We start from the raw sequence: 20,815 nt of genomic DNA, 5'->3' as shown, positions 1-20,815 counted from the left end.
TGGATGCCCTTTCTCTGATAGCTCATCCCAATAATGTTTTTCCTTCGCCCAATTACGAAGCGTTCCTTTGCACCCAGGAAAAATACAATGATCAAATCGCGAGCCGCTGTAGCCTTCGCAGCCAACCAGCCTCTGCAAATTGTCGAAGTCGATGTGGCGCCTCCGCAAGCCGGTGAGGTGCTGGTGCGCATCATCGCAACCGGCGTCTGCCATACCGATGCCTTTACCCTGTCGGGCGCTGATCCTGAAGGCATCTTTCCGGTGATTCTTGGTCACGAGGGCGGCGGTGTCGTCGAGGCCATTGGCGAGGGCGTCACCTCCTTAGCGGTGGGTGATCACGTAATCCCGCTCTACACCCCGGAATGCGGCGAGTGCAAGTTCTGCACGTCCGGCAAGACCAATCTCTGCCAGAAGATCCGTACCACTCAGGGCAAAGGCTTGATGCCAGATGGCACCAGCCGCTTCTCCTACAAGGGTCAACCGATTTTTCATTACATGGGCACTTCGACTTTCTCCGAATACACCGTGTTGCCGGAAATTTCGCTGGCCAGGATTCCCAAGACGGCGCCACTGGAAAAGGTCTGTCTGCTTGGTTGCGGCGTGACTACCGGAATTGGCGCAGTGCTCAACACGGCCAAGGTGGAAGAGGGCGCCAGCGTGGCCATCTTCGGTCTTGGCGGCATTGGTCTGGCAGCCATCATCGGCGCCACCATGGCCAAGGCCGGCCGAATCATCGCGATCGATATCAACCCTGCCAAGTTCGAGATCGCCAGGCAATTGGGCGCCACCGACTTTATCAACCCGAAGGATTACACCAGGCCGATCCAGGACGTGATAGTCGAGATGACGGAGGGTGGTGTGGACTACTGCTTCGAGTGCATCGGCAACGTCAATCTCATGCGCGCGGCCTTGGAGTGCTGTCATAAGGGCTGGGGCGAGTCGGTGATTATCGGTGTTGCGGGGGCGGGCCAGGAAATCAGTACCCGGCCGTTCCAACTGGTGACCGGCCGCGTCTGGCGCGGCTCGGCCTTTGGCGGTGTGAAAGGTCGTAGCGAACTGCCCAGCTATGTCGAGAAGGCGCAGCAAGGCGAAATCCCGCTGGACACCTTCATTACCCACACGATGGGTCTGGAGGACATCAACAAGGCCTTCGACCTGATGCATGAAGGCAAAAGCATCCGCACCGTCATCCATTTCGATCGCTGACTCAACAGGCTTGGCGATGGCGCCAAGACGAGACTCGTCCTGGCAAAACTGCAATACCAACCCACCGCATTTCTACCAAAGAGAACACTAAGATGACCATCTTCACTCACGTGACCGTCGGTACCAACAATCTGCAAAAAGCTCGCGATTTTTATGACAACGTACTGGGTACGCTGGGCCAAAAACGCATCGCCGATCTGGCGGACAATGGCTCGATCTGGGGAGAGAACGCCCCGTCGTTCTTCGTTCTGAAACCGGCCAACGGTGCCCCTGCCAGCGTGGGTAACGGCGTCACCATTAGCTTCGAGGCACCGGATCGCGCCGCAATTGACGCCTTCCACGCCGCAGCCCTGGCCAGTGGCGGCACCGATGAAGGAGCACCGGGCCCAAGAAACTGGGCACCCAACGCCTATGCGGCTTACGCACGAGACCTCGACGGTAACAAGCTGGCCGCGTACTGTTTCAAGCCAGCCTAAGCTTCAGGACGAGGCATCAACGGATGCCTCGCCATTAAGTCCAGCTACACCTGCTCGGCACAAGCGTGCACGGCTGCCTCATCGTCAGCAATGACGTCGTGTCTCGGTTTCGCTTGTGCGGTCAGAAAAACCTAATGGGTTATTCGCAACCCACCATGATTGAAAATGTTCGAGAAATAAAGAATATCCTATTCTTTATTGGTGTAGATGTTGAACTGTTTGCCTGGGATGGTTACCCAGGAAGCAATTGTTTTTGCCCCGGATGGGCCAGCTTTGGTGGTATGAACGTCTTTCGCTGCAAGTTGATAGCTCTCGCCTGCGCGAACGGTTTTCGCCAGTTGCCCATCAATAAGAACGATTATTTCTCCTTGGATGACGTACACAATCTCGGGTCCGATAGCCCGGTGACGCGGTTTTTCTGCATTGGGCGGAAACTCCGAGATTCCCATGCCCAACTCACGGTTAGTTCCATTTACCGCAATCCTCTGCAATGTTTCTGTCTCTTTTGCGGCAGGCGCAGTATCTGTAGCCATGGTTGGGTGAGCAGCCATCATGGTTCCGACTAAAATAGAAATTGATAGATATTTATTCATGGTCGACGCTCAGGTTTATTAGCGCTAACAGTACTGTTTTTCTGTGGTGTTAGCTTCTGATATCCAAGACCGGTTATACCTCTTGAGCCGCCACAATCACCGCTCCACGAGCCTTCAACAACTCCCGCAACACCGAACGATGGCAGTGGCGTTCTTCCTTGCAGTAGCAACCGATGGCCAGCGACGTTTGATGGGACAGGGCGGCCAGCAGATCCAGCAATTGGCTGGGGGCGGGGTGGTTCATTTCGGCCTTGAATTTACGTCGAAAGGCCTCCCAGTCTTTTTCGTCTTCTGCGGCTTTGGCTTCAGCTACCAGCTCTGCGCTGGGAGACAGGACGGGGACCCAGGTATCGTAGAAGTCGCGGCTGGCGAATTCGGCTTTCGGAACGCCACGAGGTGGGCGGCGGACTGTGCCCAGGCGCAGGCCTTCATGGGGTGTACGGGGTGTGCCCAGTTGCACGATATGGATAGGCATTCATGCCTCCATTAATGGTGGGTGCGCTCAAGCCAGTCAGCGGCCGAGCGGCAGATGCAGATCCCCAGGAAGTAAGCCGACATCGCAAGCCACAGCCCCATGACCCAAGGGTTGACGGTCGGGTGGTTGAGGACCAGTGACAGGCTGCACAGCAACCAGATGGATGTCACGGCAATGTTGATCGGCATGAACCGCCGCACGCGAAACGGGTGCAGGAACTTCATCCGGGTCACCGTCAACAGCGCCAGGCCGATGATGGTGAGCAGCGTCAGCCAGGGTGTCGGCGCAATGATGTAGAGACACAGGGTGACGACGTTCCACGCGGCAGGGAAACCCTGGAAGTAGTTGTCCTTGCTCTTCATGTTGACGTTGCAGAAGCAATAGAGCGACGACACCAGGATCACCGAGGTGGTCAGCAGCGGGGTGTAGGCCGGCAAGTCGATGTAACGGTAGATGAACAGGGCCGGGATGAACACGTAGGTCAGGTAGTCGATGACCAGATCCAGTATGGACCCGTCGAGATGCGGCAGTACCGTTTGGACATTCACCTTGCGCGCCAGCGCGCCGTCCACACCGTCGACGATCAGCGCCACACCCAGCCACAGCAGGCAGGCTCTGGGCTGGTTATCGAACAAGGCGAGGGTTGCCAGGAAGGCGGTCACCACGCCGGTTGCGGTAAAACCGTGGGCGCCCCAGGCTTTAAGCGTGGCCATGCGTCGGGTCGTTATCAAGGGGGCGTTCTCCAGCGAATGATACGGGCCAGTTGCTACCACCGACGGGGTCACCGGCAAACCTGGCTGGGCTGCACCTATCGACCGGGTATCCGGCGATAAGGTTCACCTGCGCTCAAACGACCCGAAGTCGACATCCATTAAAAGTAGACCATCTCCTGTCGCTGCCATGTCTATCGATCAGTACTTTTTACTGGTCAGTGCTCAACCACCGGCCTGCGCCTGAAGCGCAATTACGCAAGATTGTTCAAGACAGGGGGCTGATCGGCTGACACAGTTAGCAACCTTTCCTTCGTTGTAGAGAGCTATGTCTGACAATCTATTGCCGCGCAGTGCTTTCCTGCGCGGTGCCACTGCCGTCATGCCCTTGTCCCTGGCGACTGCGCCATGGGGGCTGTTGGCAGGTTCGATGGCCATTGAGGCCAACCTCACTCCACTGCAAGGCCAGGGGCTGTCGAGCATTGTCTTTGCGGGGGCTGCGCAGTTGGTCGCGATCGGGATGCTCAAGGGCGGCGCCGGGATTTTCTCGATTCTGCTGACCACCTTGCTCCTGACCTCGCAACACCTGCTGTACGGCATGAGCATGCGTCCGGTGGTTTCGCCGTTGCCAGGTCGCTGGCGGGTAGGGCTGGGCTTTTTGCTCACCGATGAACTGTTCGCGCTGACCAGTCAATTTGACCAACGGCAGTTCAATCGCTGGTATGCCCTCGGGGTGGGCCTGACCTTTTATGTGGCGTGGAACCTCTTCACCCTCGCCGGGATTGTGCTGGGCAGCAGCATTCCGGGCCTTGAACACCTGGGCCTGGATTTTTCCATCGCAGCCACGTTTATTGCATTGATCACCCCCGTGGTGCGCAACGTTCCGACGGTTGTCTGTGTGGCGGTTTCGCTGTTCTGCTCGGTGCTGTTCAACCATTGGCACTGGGGCTCGGCGCTGGTGCTGGCCGGCTTGCTGGGGATGAGTGCCGGGTTTGTCTGCAACAAGTTTTATGGAGCGCGCACATGATGGTCTGGGCGGTTATTTTCGGAATGGGCGTGCTGGTTTTCCTCAACCGCTATGTGTTCCTTGAACCACGGTTGCCGGTGCGTCTGAGCAGCAACGCGCGGCAATTTCTCGGATTTGCGGTGCCGGGCATGCTCACGGCAATCTGCGGGCCGATCGTATTCATGCCCGACCATCAACTGAATCTGCAGTACGACAATCCGTACCTGATCAGTTCACTGGTCGCCATCGGCCTGGTGCTCTACACCCGCAGTACCCTGATCAGCATGCTGCTGAGCATGGGCTTCTTTTTCCTGCTGCGCTGGTGGCTGTGACGCGCCGCCTCACTTTTTCGAGGTTTTGCTGCTGCCGGGAATGTGCAGGTAATTCATCACGCTTTCGGTGAGTTCGGTCGCCAGCTTCACCGCTTCTTTATTGCGCGCCATCACGCCGGCGACCAGGCCTTCGATCAGCGCCAATACCGCGATATTGGAACTGGTCAACACCGGGTGGTCGGCCGGCGCAAATAGCACGTGCTGAGCAATGTGAGTCAAGGGCGAGGCGGGCGAATCGGTGATTGCCAGCACCGTCGCGCCACGCTCATGGGCAAAGCGCGACAGTTGCAGGGTATCGAGGGAATAACGCGGCAGCGAGATCGCCAGCAGCACGTCCTGATCGGTAATCGCTGCCAGTCGATAGGCGGCGTTTTCGTTGCCGCCTTCCATGCTGATTGCCGTGGCGTCGGCGCAGAACGGCATCAGCGTCGAGGCCGCGAGACCGGCCATGTAGACGCTGTTGCCAAACCCGAGGATGTAGATCTTGCGCGCCTCGATCAGGCAGGTGACCACGGCTTCGAAGGTGTCAGGGTGATTGTTGGTGCCGGCGGTGCCGAGGTTGCTGGTGGCGCTCTGGATCTGCTCATGCAGCCCGAACGCACCACCGGGACGGTGAGCCAGTTCGTTACGCAGTTTGTCCACCGGGGAGACCATCTGCTGCAAGGTCGCCACCAGCTCGGCTTTCATGCCGCTGTAACCGCCCAGGTCCAACGCCTTGGCCAGACGGTTGACCGCCGCCGGTGAGGTGGCGGTTTCATGGGCCATCTCTTCGATGGTCAGTGTCGCGGCCTTCAGCGGATGACGCAGGATGAAGTCTGCCACCTTGCGCAGTGACGGCTGCAAGTCGGCAAGAATTTCTGCCAGTTTGCGCATGACCGGCGCGGCATAGACCGTGGTGTTTTTCGAAGGAGTAGGCATAACCGGCTCAACATCCGCAGGAGGTTGGAAGGGACCAGGTCTGGTCCCTGACATGAGTGCGCGCCAGTGTATCCGAAGCCGACCGTTGGCGTGCAGCACCCGGAACGGTCGGCAAGCGGCTTACTTCAGGCTGCCGGCCAGAAACTGCTGGAGGCGTTCGGACTGTGGGTTGACCAGCACTTCACGCGGGTTGCCACGTTCTTCGACCTGACCTTTGTGCAGGAACACCAGTTGGTTCGACACCTCCCTGGCAAAGCCCATTTCGTGGGTCACCACCACCATGGTCCGGCCTTCCAGGGCCAGGTCCTGCATGACCTTAAGCACTTCACCGACCAGCTCCGGGTCGAGGGCCGAAGTCGGTTCATCGAACAACATCACCTCTGGCTCCATCGCCAGTGCGCGAGCAATCGCCACGCGCTGTTGCTCGCCACCTGACATGTGCGCCGGATAAGCACCCATGCGATGAGCTACGCCGACCTTGTTCAGGTAGTGCTCGGCCTTTTCCCGGGCCAGCTTCTTGTCCAGGCCCAGCACATGCACTGGTGCTTCCATGACGTTTTCCAGGGCGCTCATGTGCGACCAGAGGTTGAAGTGTTGAAACACCATCGCCAGCCGCGAGCGCATGCGTTGCAGCTGTTTCGGCTCGGCCGCTTTGAGTCCGCCGATTTTGTTGGCGACCAGTTTCAGCTGCTCGCCATTGAGCAGGATGTTGCCTGAGTTGGGTTGCTCCAGCAGGTTGATGCAGCGCAGGAAGGTACTTTTGCCCGAGCCGCTGGAGCCGATGATGCTGATCACGTCGCCGGCTTTGGCTTCCAGGGACACGCCCTTGAGCACTTCGTGGGTGCCGTAGCGTTTGTGCAGGTCCTGAATTTCAAGTGTGTTCATGGTGTCGATTCTCTTGAGTCAGTCGCTGAGCAAGCGACCCTGGCGAATAGGGGTAGAGCCTGCGACCTTGGCCAGCCACAAGCCCGGTTGGGCAAAGCGCAGGCGTTCGCGGGCATAAAGAATGCCGTCGGTGCTGGCCTTCACCACGCTGTGGCGATCGGTCAACGGATCGAGCACTTCGAACAGCGGGTCGCCGACCGAGACGCGGGCACCCAGCGGTTGCAGAAAACTCACCACGCCGGGGTGTGGCGCATAGGCGTATTGCGCGCCGGCGAAGGGTGTCGCATCGCAGCAGGTGGCTGGCGCGTCTGGCCAGTCGCCGCGGATCAGGCCTTGTTCGGCCAGGTAGCCGAGGATCTGCTCGGCACTGGCCATGCACGGTTCACGTTCAGTGTCGGCCATGCCGCGCAGTTCGATGGTGGTCGCCACGCAGGCCAGTGGAATGTTCGCCAGCGGGAACAGTTCGGCCAGGCGCAACCAGGGGATCGCGCAGGCTTCATCGAAGGCATTGCCGCCGGCGTCCTCGGCCAACAGCACGGCGCCAGCGTTCAGGCGTGCGGCCAGTGAACGCAGGCGCGGCCAGTTTTGCGGCAGGGCATACAGCAACATGATCGACTCGAAATCGCAGTGCAGGTCCAGCACCACATCGGCATCGCAGGCGTGCTGCAACAGCAGGCGGCGCAGGCCGTCGAGTTCCGATTCGGCCAGCGGCATGTCGGCAATGACCTCGATCATGGCACGACGGATCAGTGCCACGTTGGCATCGGCATCCTCGCCCAGTTGGCCTTTCAACTGCACGGCCACGGCTTCGGCCAGTTCCGGGAAGTCACGGTTGAAGTTTTTGCCGCTGTTGAATTCGAAGCGTCCCTGATGGGTGGCCTGGAACATTTGCCCGATACCGATCGGATTGGCCATCGGCACCAACTCGATCACACCGGTCAGGCGGCCTTGTAATTCCAGCTCGCGCAGACGGCGCTTGAGTTCGACGGCGACGCGCATGCCGGGCAGTTCGTCGGCGTGCAGGGATGCCTGGATGTAAGCCTTGCGCGAGCCGCTGCCAAATCGAAACAGCGACAGCGTGCGTTCAGTGCCGCAGGCGCTCCAGGGCAAAACGTAGTGGATGTGTTCCATGGGACTTCCTTAGTGCTTGCGTGGGGCCAGGTACGCCAGCCAGTGACGTTCGGCGAGCTTGAACAGGCGCACGAGAATGAAGGTCAGGGCCAGGTAGATCAGGCCGGCGGTGATGAACGCTTCGAACGGCAGGTAGAACCGCGAGCTGACCGTACGCGCCGCACCGGTGATGTCGACCAGGGTGACGATCGACGCCAGGCTGGTGGTCTGCAGCATCATCAGCACTTCGTTGCTGTATTGCGGCAACGCACGGCGCAGGGCCGAGGGCAGCAGAATGCGGCGGTACAGGGTCAGGCGCGACATGCCCATCGCCTTGGCGGCTTCGATCTCGCCGTTGGGTGTGGACTTCAGACTGCCGGCCAGCAGCTCTGCGCTGTAGGCACTGGTGTTGATCGCAAAGGCCAGGCAGGCGCAAAAGGTCGCGCTGGACAAGTATGGCCAGAACACGCTTTGGCGTACCGCTTCGAACTGCGCCAGGCCGTAATAGATCAAAAACAGCTGTACCAGCATTGGCGTGCCACGAATGGCGTAGGTGTAGAGCCACGCCGGGAAGTTGATCAGTGGCGAGCGGGAGACGCGCATCAACGCCAGCGGAACGGCCAGCATCAGGCCAAAGGCCAGGGAAATCAGCAGTACTTTGAGGGTCAATAACGCGCCACTGAAATACAGCGGCAGGTTTTCCCAGATCAGGTTGTAGTCGAGCATGGTCGGTTCGCTCCCACTCACAGAACGGCGGCTTTGATGCCGACCGAGTAGTGTTTTTCCAGCGTGCGTAGCACCAGCAACGAGGCACTGGTCAGCACCAGGTACAGCGCTGCCACCGCGAGGAAAAACGTAAAGGGTTCATGGGTCGCGTCGGCGGCGTTCTTGGCCTTGAACATCATGTCCTGCAGGCCGATCACCGATATCAACGCCGTGGATTTGGTCAGCACCAGCCAGTTGTTGGTGAAGCCGGGAATCGCGAAGCGAATCATCTGCGGCACCAGAATCCGCCAGAACACCTGGGCGCTACTCATACCGTAGGCCGCGCCGGCTTCAGCCTGACCTTGCGGGATCGCCATGAAGGCACCGCGAAAGGTTTCCGAGAGGTAGGCGCCGAAGATGAAACCCATGGTGCAGACACCCGCCACAAACGGGTTGATGTCGATGTAGTGGGTGTAACCGAGCCCGAGGGCCATGCGGTTCACCAGGTCCTGGCCGCCGTAGAAAATCAGCAGAATCAGTACCAGGTCGGGGATACCGCGAATCACCGTGGTGTAGCCTTCGCCCAGCGTCGACAACCATTTGAGCGGCGAGAGGCGAAACGCCGCGCCGATCAGGCCCAGGGTAATGGCCAGTGCCATGGAGCTCAGAGCCAGATTGATCGACAGCCAGGCGCCATCGAGAATGCTCGATCCGTAGCCGTGAAGCATGATGAAGTTCCTCACCCGAAGCGCCGACAGGCGCGCGGGACCATACGGGTTAATTGCTATCAATCAAGGTGCAAACCTGTGGGAGCGAGCCTGCTCGCGATAGCGGAATATCAGTCAACATTGATGTTGAATGTGCTGCCGTCATCGTCGGAACGCCGCCCGGAGCCAGCTCGCTCCCACAAGGCTTATTCGCCGTAGATATCGAACGCGAAGTACTTGGCCATGACCTGCTGGTACTTGCCATTGGCACGGATCGCATCAATCGCCGTGTTCAGGCGTGCCGCGTTCGCGGTATCGCCTTTGCGCAGCGCAATCCCGGCGCCCCGGCCGAAGTATTTCGGGTCATTGATGTCCGGTCCCACCAGGGCGAAGCCGTTACCGGCCGGCGTCTTGATGAAGCTCTCGTTGGTGTTGACGATGTCGGCGAGGGTGGCGTCCAGTCGGCCCGACGCCAGGTCCAGGAAGGCTTCATTTTGCGAGGAGTAACGCACGACCTCGACGCCGGCGGGCGCCAGTTGCTCGGTGGCGTAACGGTCGTAGGTGGAGGAGCGTTGCACACCGAGTTTCTTGCCTTTGAGATCGACCTTCGGGTCATTGATCGCCTGGCCGGCCTTCGCCGCGAACTTGCCGGGGGTGTGATAGTACTTTTCGCTGAAGTCGACTGACTTCAGGCGGTCGTCGGTAATCGACATCGACGACAGCACCGCATCGATCTTGCGCACTTTCAACGAAGGGATCATCCCGTCGAATTCCTGGATGACCCACTGGCATTTGATCTTCATTTCTTCGCACAAGGCGTTGCCGATGTCGTAGTCGAACCCGCTGATGTTGCCTTCCGGGGTCTTGAAGGAGAACGGCGGGTAGGCGGCTTCGATACCGATACGCAAGCTGTCTTCGTCGGCGTGAGCCAGGGTGCTGACGGCGCAAAATGCCAGAGCAGCCAGAAGTCCGGTCTTGTTCATATTGTTGACTCCGTGGATAGGGTGTTTGGGGGTGAATGCCTTCCGGTCTGGCGGGGGTGTGCAGCGGGTTACGTGTCCATGGAGCGTATAAATGACACGTTTTATTCCATAAATCAAATTAGTGAAAATAAAAATATCAAAACAGGCTGCTGTGTCAGCCAGACGGTCAAGGCGAAATTGCCGAAAGTTATAAATTCAGATCATATTGGTATAAGTGGTTATAAGAAAAATCGCTATGCTGCCTGCGAGATTTTTTAGTCGTCGCGCTGGTTTGCAGGGTATGGCAATGGACTTCGGTAATTTGGGTTTTGTAGTCGCAGGCTTGGTTGTCGGGTTCGTTGTCGGAATGACCGGTGTGGGGGGAGGCTCGTTGATGACGCCGATTCTTCTATGGTTCGGCATCAATCCGGCCACCGCTGTCGGGACGGATTTGCTGTACGCCGCGATCACCAAGTCCGGTGGCGTGCTGGTTCATCAAAAGCACAGGAACATCGACTGGAAAATTACCGGCTGGCTGACGCTGGGCAGCGTGCCTGCGGTCGCTCTGACCCTGGTGTTCCTGAAGTACTTCAATACCGATCCGCAAACGACCAATGCGATTATCAAACAGGCCTTGGGGGTGGTGCTGTTGCTGACGGCGCTGGCGATTTTCTTCAAACGCCAGCTGCTGGCGTTTGCCCAGAAACACGCGGGCGACCATTACCATTTGAGTAACCGCAACCTGAACCTGCTGACCGTCGTTACCGGCGCGCTACTCGGCCTGATGGTCGCATTGACGTCCATCGGCGCTGGCGCACTGGGGACTGTCGCACTGTTTATCCTGTACCCGTTCCTGCCGACCAGACGTCTGGTCGGCACAGAAATCGCCCACGCCGTACCGCTGACCCTGGTCGCAGGGTTGGGGCACGCGAGCATGGGCAACATGGATTGGCACCTGTTGGGTTTTCTGCTGATGGGGTCATTGCCGGGAATCTACGTGGGCAGTCATTTGTCCGGGCGTATTTCTGATGGTGTCTTGCGTCCTTGCCTGGCGGTCATGCTGGTGTTTATCGGCTACAAATTAGTGTTTTGATCCCCGGCATGGTGCTGTCCCTCTCAGCGCCATGCCTGAGGCATACCCCCGCGATTATTTACGCGCCTCCAGAATCAGGTTGAACGGTGTCTCTGCTGCCCGGCGGAAATGCTTGAATCCGGCCTGGGTGAATACATCCCGCAGCCGTGCTTCACCTGCTTGGGCCCCGAGCCCCAGGCCGACTTCCTGAGACAGCGAGTTAGGTGTGCAGATGAACGTCGACGCGGCATAGAACAGCCGTCCTACCGGGGTCGCGTTTTCGTCGAGATGGTCATTGGCATACGGCTCCACCAGCAGCACCGTTCCGTCGGGCTTGAGCGACTCATAGGCATGTTTGGCAGCGCCCACCGGGTCGCCCATGTCGTGGAGGCAATCGAAGTAGCAGATCAAGTCGTAGTCATTGCCTGGAAAGTTCTTGGCGGTACTCTGAACGAAGCGAGCGCGATCGGCCACGCCACCTTCTTCAGCACGTTGGGTGGCAGTGGTGATGGACGGCGCGTGATAGTCGAAGCCGACAAAATTGGAGGCCGGGAACGCTTTGGCCATGACCACCGTTGAAGCGCCGTGGCCGCAACCGACATCCGCGACCTTGGCCCCGGCTTGCAGTTTGTCCACCACGCCTTCAAGCGCAGGTAACCACTCGCCGACCAGGTGTGCGCGGTAGCCGGGTCTGAAGAAGCGCTCGGTGCCGCTGAACATGCAGCGGTGGTGATCGCCCCAGGCGAGGGCACCATTGCCGCGCATGGCGGCGATCAGCTTGTCTTTGTCATGGTAAAACGAGGCAATCACTGCGGCGCCGCCTGCGACATAAACCGGTGAGTCCTCGACCGCCAGTGCCAGGGCTTGCTCTTCTGGCAGGCGGAATTTCCCGTCGACGTGCTCCATGTAGCCAGAGGCTGCGTGGGCGCTGAGCCATTCGCGCAACAGTCGCGCATTGCAGCCAGTCTTGCTGGCCAGCGCTTCAGGGGTGACAGGCTGGCTGTCGGCCATCGCCCGGTACAAACCGAGTTCATCGCCCAGGATCATGTTCGCGAGCATCGCTGCGCCGCCCATGTCGGAAACCACCTTGCCCATGAAGTCATTGAGTTTGGCTTCGTCCATAACCGCTCCTCCTGAAAAAAGACCACCGGTGAAGGAGGGCGTGTGCAGAGGCAGCAACCTTTCAGGCGGCAGTCGGATGGATGATCAGGACGACACAGCAGGCGCGTTGTGAAGCCAAACCGTCTGCCACGCGAATGCCCGGACACGCGACATGTCCGGGCGAGTTGGACGCGAAAACGTCGTCCTGCATGACGTCACTGTGGGGCAGTGCCCCACAGGACGATTACGAGTAGCCATTGGCTCCAGCGTCCAGAGCGGGCTTCTTCGACAAACCCGCTGCTTACGGATCCGGATTTGGCAACGTCCCCCCTACGGGGGACAAACTAAGTGTAGTACGCGATAAAACCCTGCGCCGCGTGTTTTGGCACCTGCTGGTGCGAGCCTGGACAAACGGAATGACCTGAACCCGTGTCGCTATATACGGTTGCGGATTAAGCCCGCTCGCCTAAGCTTCGCAACATGGTGATAGAAAATTCAGGCGACTGATCTGGATCTTTCGCTTTGATGCGCAATCATAAAGTGTGGAAATCAAAAGGAGATGCGCATGCTCATTCGGTCACTGACCCTTGCAACTCTGCTCGCTGTCGCCGGCCCTCTATTCGCCGCAGACAACGACACGCCCCTGGCCCAGGAACGCGGCAGGAACCGGCCGCTGATCGTTATCGCTCCCAGCAGCATCGACCCGACACTGGTCAGCCTGAAAAAATCCCTGGCGGAACCGGCCAACAGCCAGGCCTTCAAAGAACGCAATATGGTGCTGTACACCGTGGTCAATCTCATGGGCCAACGTGACGGCAAGGACCTCGATGCACAAACCACCATGGCGCTGATTCGCGAGTTGAAATTGGGCGTCAGTGGCGAGACCAAGGTCATTTTGGTGGGTAAGGACGGCGAGAAAAAACTCGACCACCTCGGCCCGATCGAGGCCAAGGATCTGTTCGCTACCATTGACCAGCTTCCAGCTGCCGAGAAAGAGGCAGCGCCACCTGCGCCGCCGCCCGTAGAGGCAACGCCGGTCAAGGGCGGTAAAGCGGGGAAGGGCGGCAAGGCTGCAAAACCGGCTGCGCCACCGCAACCCTTGGATGATTGATCGTCGCGCACCGCCTTTGCGCAAGGCAAAAAAAGACCCGGCGCCACCGAAGTTGCGCCGGGTGTGTTGCCAGTCAGCGAGCGGATATCGTGGGTCCGCACGCTGACTGTTGAACGCCTGTGGGTTTAGGCCCGCTCAATCGCCAGGGCCACGCCCTGACCGCCACCGATGCACAGGGTGGCAAGGCCTTTCTTGGCATCACGCTTGATCATTTCGTGCAGCAGCGACACCAGCACCCGGCAACCGGACGCACCAATCGGGTGGCCCAAGGCAATGGCGCCACCGTTGACGTTGACCTTGCTTGCATCCCATTCCAGCTCTTTGCCGACCGCCAGCGATTGTGCGGCGAAGGCTTCGTTGGCTTCGATCAGGTCCAGCTGATCAAGGCTCCAGCCGGCCTTGTCGAGGCAGCGGCGGGTCGCGGAAACGGGAGCAATGCCCATGATCGCCGGATCGACGCCGGCATTGGCGTAGGCGGCGATTTTTGCCAGTACCGGCAAGCCCAATTGCTTGGCCTTGTCGGCGCTCATCAACAGCACTGCAGCAGCACCGTCATTCAGCGAAGAGGCGTTGCCAGCGGTGACGCTGCCATCCTTCTTGAAGGCTGGTTTGAGCTTGGCCAGCGACGCAGCAGTGGTCTCGGCGCGCGGTTGTTCGTCGACCGCGAAGGACAATGGATCACCTTTGCGCTGTGGGATCAGGATCGGCGTGATCTCGTCGGCAAAACGCCCGGCTGCGATAGCCGCCGTGGCTTTTTGTTGCGAAGCGGCGGCGAACGCGTCCTGCTCCTCACGGGTCAGCTGGTACTTGTCCACCAGGTTCTCGGCGGTGATGCCCATGTGGTAGTCGTTGAACGCATCCCACAGGCCGTCGCTGATCATGCTGTCGACCATTTTCGCGTGGCCCATGCGCAGACCGGTACGAGCGGCCGGCAACACGTACGGCGCCAGACTCATGTTTTCCATACCACCGGCGATGATCACCTCGGCGTCGCCGCACCGAATCGCTTGCGCACCCAGGTGCAGGGCCTTGAGGCCCGAGCCGCAGACCTTGTTCAGGGTCAGCGCCGGTACGGCGTGAGGCAGGCCGGCGAGGATCGACGCCTGACGCGCCGGGTTCTGGCCGGAACCTGCGGTCAGCACCTGACCGAGGATCACTTCATCGACCTGATCCGCGGCCAGACCGGTTTGTGCGAGCAATTGACGAATCACTGCGGCACCGAGTTCCGGTGCCGGGATGCTGGCCAACGAACCCTGAAAACTGCCAATGGCGGTACGGGTGGCGGCAACAATCACAACGTCTTGCATCGAATTTCTCCTCAGGGTGCGGTTCAGGCGAACTGCATTTCCGGAACATGCTCGGGAACGATCAGTTTACCAGCTGTCTTGCTGACGATTTCCTCGACGCTCACACCGGGAGCACGCTCCTTGAGGATGAACGCACCGTTTTCGATTTCCAGGTAGGCCAGATCGGTCAACACGCGCTTGATGCAGTTGGCGCCGGTCAGCGGCAGGCTGCAATGGGGCAGCAGCTTCGATTCACCGTCCTTGGAGGCGTGGGTCATGGTCACGATGATGTTGTCTGCGCCAGCCACCAGGTCCATCGCGCCGCCCATGCCCTTGACCAGTTTGCCGGGGATCATCCACGAGGCGATATTGCCCTGTACGTCGACTTCAAATGCACCGAGCACGGTGAGGTCGATGTGGCCGCCGCGGATCATCGCGAAGGATTCGGCAGACGAAAAAATCGAGGCGCCGATACGGGCGGTAACGGTCTGCTTGCCGGCGTTGATCATGTCGGCGTCGACTTTATCGTCGGTCGGAAAGGCGCCCATGCCGAGCAGGCCGTTTTCCGATTGCAGCATGACTTCCATGCCTTCGGGGATGTAGTTGGCGACCAGGGTCGGAATGCCGATGCCGAGGTTCACGTAGTAGCCGTCTTTCATTTCGCGGGCAACGCGTTGAGCCATTTGTTCGCGGGTAAGAGCCATTTTTTTATTCTCCACTGTTCGGGCTGGGGGCGAGGATCACTTGCTCACGGTGCGTTGTTCGATGCGTTTTTCGAACGTGCCGCAGATGACCCGGTCGACGTAGATGCCTGGGGTGTGGATCTGTGTTGGGTCCAGCTCGCCGGGTTCGACGATCTCTTCGACTTCGACCACGGTGATCTTGCCGGCAGTGGCGGCCAGCGGGTTGAAGTTCTGCGCGGTGTGGCGGTAGATCACGTTGCCGAAGTGGTCGGCTTTCCAGCCTTTGACGATGGCGAAGTCGCCGGTAATGGACTCTTCCATCAGGTACGGACGGCCCTTGAATTCACGGATTTCCTTGCCCTCGGCGACTGGAGTGCCGACGCCGGTGGCGGTAAAGAACGCCGGAATGCCAGCGCCGCCAGCGCGCATTTTTTCCGCCAGGGTGCCTTGCGGGGTCAGCACGACTTCAATCTCGCCGCTCAGCAGTTGTTTTTCGAACAGGGCGTTTTCACCGACATAGGAGGCGACCACTTTGCGGATCTGGCGGTCTTCCAGCAGTACGCCGAGACCAAAACCGTCGACGCCGCAGTTGTTGGAAACCACGGTCAGATCGCGGGTACCTTTGCGCTTGATCTCGGCGATCAGGTTTTCCGGAATACCGCACAACCCGAAGCCTCCAGAGATCACGGTCATACCGTCTTCAAGGCCCGCCAGAGCTTCTTCATAGGAACTCACGCGCTTGTCGAAACCTGCCATATGCACCTCTTTTATTCTTTGTGGGCGGCTGGCTAGCCGTATGGAGTGGAGTGTTGCTCTATCAGATTGATTTGATAAGTTGATTTTTAAGGTTGATTGATAGATAAAACTCAGCAATCGATTGTAGTCAGCATGGTGAGGAACGGTGATGACAGTCAAGCAGATCAGGGCGTTTTTGGCGGTGGCGCAGAGTTTGAGTTTTGCAGTGGCCTGTGAGCGGCTGCACCTGTCGCAGTCGGCGTTGAGTTTGACCATCAAGGCGCTGGAAGACGGACTCGGCGGGCGGCTGTTTAGCCGCACGACCCGCAACGTTGCGCTGACCCCGGAAGGCGAGTCCCTGCTGCCGCTGGCCCGGCGGTTGATCGCTGACTGGGACAACGCCGAGGATGAAATGCGCCAGCGTTTCACCTTGCAGCGAGGGCGGGTGACGCTGGCGGCGATGCCCTCGTTTGCCGGCAATTTGCTGCCGCCGATTCTCAAGACCTTTCGCGCGCGTTATCCGAAGGTCAACGTCACGGTGAACGACGTGATCAACGAGCAGGTGCTGGAGATGGTCCGTGACCGTCATGTGGAGCTTGGCGTGGCGTTCGAGCCGACGCAGAGTTCGTCGCTGGAATTCACCCCGTTGTACATGGATCGCTTTGTCGCGGTAGTGCCGAGTGATTCGCCGCTGGCTGAGCGTGCCGAGATTGACTGGCAAACCCTGCTGGAGCAGCCGTTTATCACGTTGCAGCGGCCGTCAACGGTGCGGGTGATGCTTGAGGAGCACTTGCAGGCGCGGCAGATGAAGTTGCCGGTGGAGTTTGAGAGTCATCAGTTGGCGACCGTCGGGCGGATGGTCGCCAGTGGGCTTGGCGTGAGTGCGGTGCCGGCATTATGTGTCGAGCAGATGCGTGAGCTTGGGGCGTGTTGCATTACTTTGACTGATCCGGTGATTGAGCGGGCCATTGGGGTGTTGACCAAGCCGGGTCATGAGCTGTCGGCGGCGGCGCAGGCGTTGTTCGACATTCTCAAGGACGAAGTTAGCCTGTAGCTGCCGCAGGCTGCGATCTGTTGACCTTGGCGGCCTGATAGCCGACCAATCTCCCGCAGATGTACACCAATCAAACCTGTAGGAGCCGAGCTTGCTCGCGAAGGCGGCCTGACAGCCGACCAATCTCTTGCTGATGTACACCAATCAAACTGTGGGAGCGAGCCTGCTCGCGATGGCGGCCTGACAGCCGGCCAATCTCCCGCAGGTGTACATATCCATTTCTGCGGTAACGGCCACTTAGGGTTTCGCCCTGACGGCGACTCCCTTTGGCAGACGCCCCAAAGGAAGCAAAGGTCTTCGCCCCAAGCGTACGGCACCTCGCTTAGGCTCGGCGTCCCCTCACTCCGGTGTCCATCAGGGGGCATCGCCTACGGTCTGCTGCGCGACGACCTCCTCTCGATGTGTCCGGCTGCGCCGTACGGCGCTGCGCGCCCACCCCCTGATGAACACCTCCACTCGGCCTCCCGATAGGGGCGGGTGGATCAAGATCAAAAGCCACAGCACGGCGGCCTGACAGCCGGCCTGAGTGGTTGGGGCGCGTAGGGCTTGAGATCGTTCCCACGCTCCGCGTGGGAATGCCGCCCGGGACGCTCCGCGTTCCGATTCACGAGCTGACGCGGAGCGTCAGGGGATGCATTCCCACGCGGAGCATGGGAACGATCGAATCAAGCGGTGAGGTTTCTGGGCAAGCTCGTCGGAGATTTCCCGCACGTTTTGGCGGTGTCCATGAACTGGCGTGAATTGGGCTTCATCGATAGGCTTCAGGTGTCACTGCACATTCAGTGACAGGGTGTAGGAACCCTTCAAAACCATGAGAGACGCGTAAGCGTCGACACCTGATTTGCGGCCGTTACTGTGTGCCCGTAAGATCAGCTGCGGCGGCTATGCGCGGGCATGCTTCGGCGTGGTCGAGTTTCTCTGGTACTCGGTATTCCTACCCCGCGTATAGCTGCCACCCAAGCCTGTAGGAAGGCCGATGGCAGCTTCCATACCTACTAGAGGCTTCAATAATGAACACCTACACCCCCAATCCACCCTACGTCCCGCCAACCTCCCATCCTTCCAACCGCTACATGGCCCTCACCAGCAACTGCTCTGACATGCCGACCCTGTTCGTCGACACCCACGCGCCGCTCGATATCCTGCTCGACGCTGCCCGTTATCGCATTCGTGCGGTGACTCAGGTGCTGGAGAATCTGGCGATGCGCGGGGAGATTGCCAGCGATTCGGTGATCCTCAACGATTTCGCCTTGCTGTGCGCCATTCCGTTGCGTGATGGCTGTGATCTGCTGGATGTGCTCGGGCGGCGGTTGCCGGAGCCGGTTTTGGAGTCAGATAAATAGAGTGTTCAGTGCAGTCTGTCTTTTTCTCGATCCTACGACAGGTTTTTCACGAATTACTCACATCCTGGAGCGCAGATTGAGCTGACAAAAGGATTTGACCCCATCAAGCAGAAAGCCCGCCATGTGCGGGTTTTTTGCTGTTTGTTTGGCACATTATGCGGCAACTGCCTGCCGTTGTTGCTTGAGCAACGGCACGGCGCGTACCGAGCTGCCCGGTTGCAATTGCAGGCGCTTGGCGGTCAGGCGATCGACCAGCAAGCTGTTGCCGACCAGTCGGGCAGGGGCGGCGGTGATGCGGCAGTTTTCCAGGCGCTGATTATGGATCAGCCAGAGTGGTGCATTGTCGTCAGGTGTGCCGACCATCAGGTCCAGCGACTGGCTGTTGCGCACGGCACGGATTTTCGAGATCTGGGCTTCGATGACCGGACCGCCGTCGAAGATGTCGATGTAACCCTTATGGGCAAAGCCTTCGTTGCAGAGGATTCTGCGCGCAGGTTCGGCGTTTTGATGGGCCTTGCCGATCACCGCCTGAGCTTGCTCGGTGAGCAGGCAGGTGTACAGCGGCTGACGTGGCATCAGCTCGGCGATGAACGACTTGTTACCGAGCCCGGACAGGTGATCGGCGTGGCTGAAATCCATTTTGAAAAAATGTCGACCCAGGCTGTCCCAGAACGGCGAGCATCCGTGCTCGTCGGCGCTGCCGCGCAGTTCGGCGATCAGTTTTTCGCCGAACAAGTGTGGGAACTCGGCGACAAACAGTAATCGTGCGACCGACAGCAGCCGGCCATTATGGCGCTGGCGCTGATCCGGGCGCAGGAACAACGAGCAGATTTCCGATTGGCCGGTCATCTCGTTATTGAGGAACAAGGTCGGAATTTGTCGACGGATGCCTAGGTCCGCGGAAGTGTTGACCGTCAACCCGACGCGATAGTTGTACCAGGGCTCGCGCAGCCCGACTGCACCTGCCAGGGCGCTGACGCCGATCACTTGCTGATCGTCATCTTCGAGCACAAACAGATAATCGGCGTCAGCCCGTTCAACCTGCCCGGCAAAGGTTCGCTGCGCCCAGCGTATACGCAGGGTCAGACGTTCTTCGTTGGCCGGCAGCGTGGTGAACCCCGGGCCGGCGCGGCGTGCCAGCTCCAGTAATGCAGGCAGGTCGGTCATTTGAACCGGGCGCACGATCATGATGGAGCTCCTTGGGTGCGGAAGATCTGCTTCATAGCGCAATCAGCCGAACCTGGCTGCCATTGTCCAGTTGCAAGGCGTCGAGCTGAGTGGCATCGAGCATGACGGGCTCGTCCGCGCTCCAGTCCAGGTCGGCGACAATCGCCCGGTAGTTTTCCAGCGCGTCATTGCTCAGCAGGTACGGTGTCTTGCCGCCGCTGTGTGAGCTCAAGCGTGCAATGGCCGTGCGGGTCTGGGCGATCGAACGAATACTTGGGGTGCGTGCAAACAGTGTTGGCCCACCGTCGAAGAGATCGATGTAGCTGTTGGTCTCGAAGCCTTCACGTTCAAGGATATCGAAGGCTTCCTGGCCATCCGGATGAATCCGGCCAATACAGGCCTGAGCACTTTGCGGCAGCATCGGCACGTAGATCGGGTAGTGCGGCATCAACTCGGCGAGAAAGCTTCGGTTCTGCAAGCCGCAGAGACGTTCGGCCTCGACGTAGGGCAGGTCGAAAAAGTGCTTGCCCAATGCATCCCAGAATGGAGATTCACCCGCGTCGCTGCTGTAGCCGACGATTTCGGTAATCACTACGTCGGAAAAGCGTTGAGGGTGGGCGGCGATGAACATCAGTCGGGCCCGTGAAAGCATTTCCGAGGAGGGGGTGCGTTCAAACTCGGTGTTGACGTGAAAACCGCGCAGCAAGGTATGGGCGCTGAGGTCCTGGCATAACGACAACGCCGGCACCCCATGCTGAATGTTCAGCTCACGCGATTCACTGGTGAACGGGCGATTGCGCAGGCTGTAGAAGGGCTCGTTGAAGCCGGCGGTCGCGAGGACTTCCGAACAGCCCAGCAGCCGTTGACCGGCCAGATCCTCCAGCACGAAAAAATAGTTCTCCGGGCCAGGGTTCTTCACGTCACTGGCAAACGATGCGCAGGAAGCGAGAATTTTCTGGCGCAGGCGCTCGGTGTTGTCCGGCAACGAGGTGATACCCACCAGGCTGTCGCGCGCAAGTAGCTGCAACTGAGGCAGGTCGGATAACTGAACTGGACGTAAGGCCAGCATGGATGTACTCCTGTATCAAAGGGCCTGATACCGGGCATCAGGCTTGACTATCACTGTCGCTTTCCACGCATACAACGGCGGTCGGCTAATCCCTGTCAGCGACCGCTCG

At 59.3% G+C, this 20,815-nt stretch carries 23 protein-coding genes; 8 read left to right on the top strand and 15 right to left on the bottom strand.

Annotation, left to right across the window (positions count from 1 at the left end; translation table 11 throughout):
• The first annotated feature begins 87 nt into the window (after positions 1–87).
• Both BK658_RS19285 and BK658_RS19280 read left to right on the top strand, forming a co-directional pair.
• Entirely contained in the window at positions 88–1,206 is a 1,119-nt protein-coding gene (locus BK658_RS19285; RefSeq protein WP_123583659.1) for an S-(hydroxymethyl)glutathione dehydrogenase/class III alcohol dehydrogenase, read from the top strand.
• A 92-nt stretch (positions 1,207–1,298) separates the two neighbouring features.
• Entirely contained in the window at positions 1,299–1,682 is a 384-nt protein-coding gene (locus BK658_RS19280) for a VOC family protein (protein WP_123583658.1), read from the top strand.
• A gap of 188 nt (positions 1,683–1,870) precedes the next feature.
• Here the strand turns inward: BK658_RS19280 and BK658_RS19275 are convergent, their stop codons facing one another.
• The 3 genes from BK658_RS19275 to pcsA all read right to left on the bottom strand — a co-directional run bounded on the left by BK658_RS19275 (position 1,871) and on the right by pcsA (position 3,463).
• Positions 1,871–2,275, bottom strand: a complete 405-nt coding sequence (locus BK658_RS19275) for a cupin domain-containing protein (protein ID WP_123583657.1) — start codon at positions 2,273–2,275, stop codon at positions 1,871–1,873.
• Between the two features lie 73 nt (positions 2,276–2,348).
• Positions 2,349–2,750, bottom strand: a complete 402-nt coding sequence (locus BK658_RS19270) for a DUF488 domain-containing protein (RefSeq protein ID WP_123583656.1) — start codon at positions 2,748–2,750, stop codon at positions 2,349–2,351.
• An 11-nt stretch (positions 2,751–2,761) separates the two neighbouring features.
• Complete coding sequence (pcsA, locus tag BK658_RS19265) at positions 2,762–3,463, bottom strand: phosphatidylcholine synthase (protein WP_404943190.1); 702 nt, start codon at positions 3,461–3,463, stop codon at positions 2,762–2,764.
• Positions 3,464–3,788: 325 nt separating this feature from the next.
• Here pcsA and BK658_RS19260 point away from each other — a divergent pair, with 325 nt between their 5' ends.
• Together BK658_RS19260 and BK658_RS19255 are read left to right on the top strand one after the other, a co-directional pair.
• Positions 3,789–4,487: an AzlC family ABC transporter permease gene (locus BK658_RS19260; protein WP_123583654.1), complete on the top strand. Its 699-nt coding sequence runs from the start codon at positions 3,789–3,791 to the stop codon at positions 4,485–4,487.
• Positions 4,487–4,798: an AzlD domain-containing protein gene (locus tag BK658_RS19255; RefSeq protein ID WP_024264669.1), complete on the top strand. Its 312-nt coding sequence runs from the start codon at positions 4,487–4,489 to the stop codon at positions 4,796–4,798. The genes BK658_RS19260 and BK658_RS19255 overlap by 1 nt, the downstream gene beginning before the upstream one ends.
• Positions 4,799–4,807: 9 nt before the next feature.
• Here the strand turns inward: BK658_RS19255 and BK658_RS19250 are convergent, their stop codons facing one another.
• The 6 genes from BK658_RS19250 to BK658_RS19225 form a co-directional block, all read right to left on the bottom strand.
• Positions 4,808–5,716, bottom strand: coding sequence for a MurR/RpiR family transcriptional regulator (locus BK658_RS19250; RefSeq protein WP_123583653.1), 909 nt, complete (start codon positions 5,714–5,716; stop codon positions 4,808–4,810).
• 120 nt (positions 5,717–5,836) lie between these two features.
• Positions 5,837–6,601 (bottom strand): ABC transporter ATP-binding protein, encoded by a 765-nt coding sequence (locus BK658_RS19245; protein WP_123583652.1) that lies wholly within the window; start codon positions 6,599–6,601, stop codon positions 5,837–5,839.
• A gap of 18 nt (positions 6,602–6,619) precedes the next feature.
• Positions 6,620–7,732 carry a succinylglutamate desuccinylase/aspartoacylase family protein gene (locus tag BK658_RS19240; protein WP_123583651.1) on the bottom strand — a complete coding sequence of 371 codons (1,113 nt, stop codon included), beginning with the start codon at positions 7,730–7,732 and terminating at the stop codon, positions 6,620–6,622.
• Positions 7,733–7,741: 9 nt separating this feature from the next.
• A complete protein-coding gene (locus BK658_RS19235) occupies positions 7,742–8,437 on the bottom strand; it encodes an ABC transporter permease (protein WP_123583650.1) in 696 nt (231 codons plus the stop codon).
• A 17-nt stretch (positions 8,438–8,454) separates the two neighbouring features.
• Positions 8,455–9,144 carry an ABC transporter permease gene (locus BK658_RS19230; protein ID WP_123583649.1) on the bottom strand — a complete coding sequence of 230 codons (690 nt, stop codon included), beginning with the start codon at positions 9,142–9,144 and terminating at the stop codon, positions 8,455–8,457.
• A gap of 185 nt (positions 9,145–9,329) precedes the next feature.
• Complete coding sequence (locus tag BK658_RS19225; RefSeq protein WP_019689781.1) at positions 9,330–10,106, bottom strand: ABC transporter substrate-binding protein; 777 nt, start codon at positions 10,104–10,106, stop codon at positions 9,330–9,332.
• Between the two features lie 286 nt (positions 10,107–10,392).
• Here BK658_RS19225 and BK658_RS19220 point away from each other — a divergent pair, with 286 nt between their 5' ends.
• Positions 10,393–11,178, top strand: coding sequence for a sulfite exporter TauE/SafE family protein (locus BK658_RS19220; RefSeq protein WP_123583648.1), 786 nt, complete (start codon positions 10,393–10,395; stop codon positions 11,176–11,178).
• 54 nt (positions 11,179–11,232) lie between these two features.
• Here BK658_RS19220 and BK658_RS19215 read toward each other — a convergent pair whose 3' ends face one another.
• Positions 11,233–12,279: a class I SAM-dependent methyltransferase gene (locus tag BK658_RS19215; protein ID WP_123583647.1), complete on the bottom strand. Its 1,047-nt coding sequence runs from the start codon at positions 12,277–12,279 to the stop codon at positions 11,233–11,235.
• Between the two features lie 544 nt (positions 12,280–12,823).
• Here BK658_RS19215 and BK658_RS19210 point away from each other — a divergent pair.
• Positions 12,824–13,369: a DUF4174 domain-containing protein gene (locus BK658_RS19210; protein ID WP_123583646.1), complete on the top strand. Its 546-nt coding sequence runs from the start codon at positions 12,824–12,826 to the stop codon at positions 13,367–13,369.
• Positions 13,370–13,494: 125 nt separating this feature from the next.
• Here BK658_RS19210 and BK658_RS19205 read toward each other — a convergent pair whose 3' ends face one another.
• The 3 genes from BK658_RS19205 to BK658_RS19195 are packed head-to-tail and all read right to left on the bottom strand — an operon-like array spanning position 13,495 to position 16,094.
• The gene (locus tag BK658_RS19205) at positions 13,495–14,676 is read right to left on the bottom strand and encodes an acetyl-CoA C-acetyltransferase (RefSeq protein WP_123583645.1); all 1,182 of its coding nucleotides are present in this window, start codon (positions 14,674–14,676) and stop codon (positions 13,495–13,497) included.
• A 23-nt stretch (positions 14,677–14,699) separates the two neighbouring features.
• Positions 14,700–15,359, bottom strand: coding sequence for a CoA transferase subunit B (locus BK658_RS19200; RefSeq protein ID WP_123583644.1), 660 nt, complete (start codon positions 15,357–15,359; stop codon positions 14,700–14,702).
• Between the two features lie 36 nt (positions 15,360–15,395).
• Entirely contained in the window at positions 15,396–16,094 is a 699-nt protein-coding gene (locus tag BK658_RS19195; RefSeq protein WP_123583643.1) for a CoA transferase subunit A, read from the bottom strand.
• Positions 16,095–16,242: 148 nt separating this feature from the next.
• Here BK658_RS19195 and BK658_RS19190 point away from each other — a divergent pair, with 148 nt between their 5' ends.
• Together BK658_RS19190 and BK658_RS19185 are read left to right on the top strand one after the other, a co-directional pair.
• Positions 16,243–17,127, top strand: coding sequence for a LysR family transcriptional regulator (locus tag BK658_RS19190; RefSeq protein ID WP_123583642.1), 885 nt, complete (start codon positions 16,243–16,245; stop codon positions 17,125–17,127).
• A 1,010-nt stretch (positions 17,128–18,137) separates the two neighbouring features.
• Positions 18,138–18,470, top strand: a complete 333-nt coding sequence (locus tag BK658_RS19185) for a hypothetical protein (protein WP_123583641.1) — start codon at positions 18,138–18,140, stop codon at positions 18,468–18,470.
• A 153-nt stretch (positions 18,471–18,623) separates the two neighbouring features.
• Here the strand turns inward: BK658_RS19185 and astA are convergent, their stop codons facing one another.
• Both astA and BK658_RS19175 read right to left on the bottom strand, forming a co-directional pair.
• Complete coding sequence (gene astA / locus BK658_RS19180; RefSeq protein ID WP_123583640.1) at positions 18,624–19,658, bottom strand: arginine N-succinyltransferase; 1,035 nt, start codon at positions 19,656–19,658, stop codon at positions 18,624–18,626.
• A gap of 31 nt (positions 19,659–19,689) precedes the next feature.
• Positions 19,690–20,706, bottom strand: coding sequence for an arginine N-succinyltransferase (locus tag BK658_RS19175; protein WP_123583639.1), 1,017 nt, complete (start codon positions 20,704–20,706; stop codon positions 19,690–19,692).
• Between the last annotated feature and the right edge of the window lie 109 nt (positions 20,707–20,815).

This window comes from Pseudomonas brassicacearum (genome assembly GCF_003732175.1).
Classification (GTDB): domain Bacteria; phylum Pseudomonadota; class Gammaproteobacteria; order Pseudomonadales; family Pseudomonadaceae; genus Aquipseudomonas; species Aquipseudomonas brassicacearum_G.
This window is presented reverse-complemented; position numbering and strand designations above follow the sequence as displayed.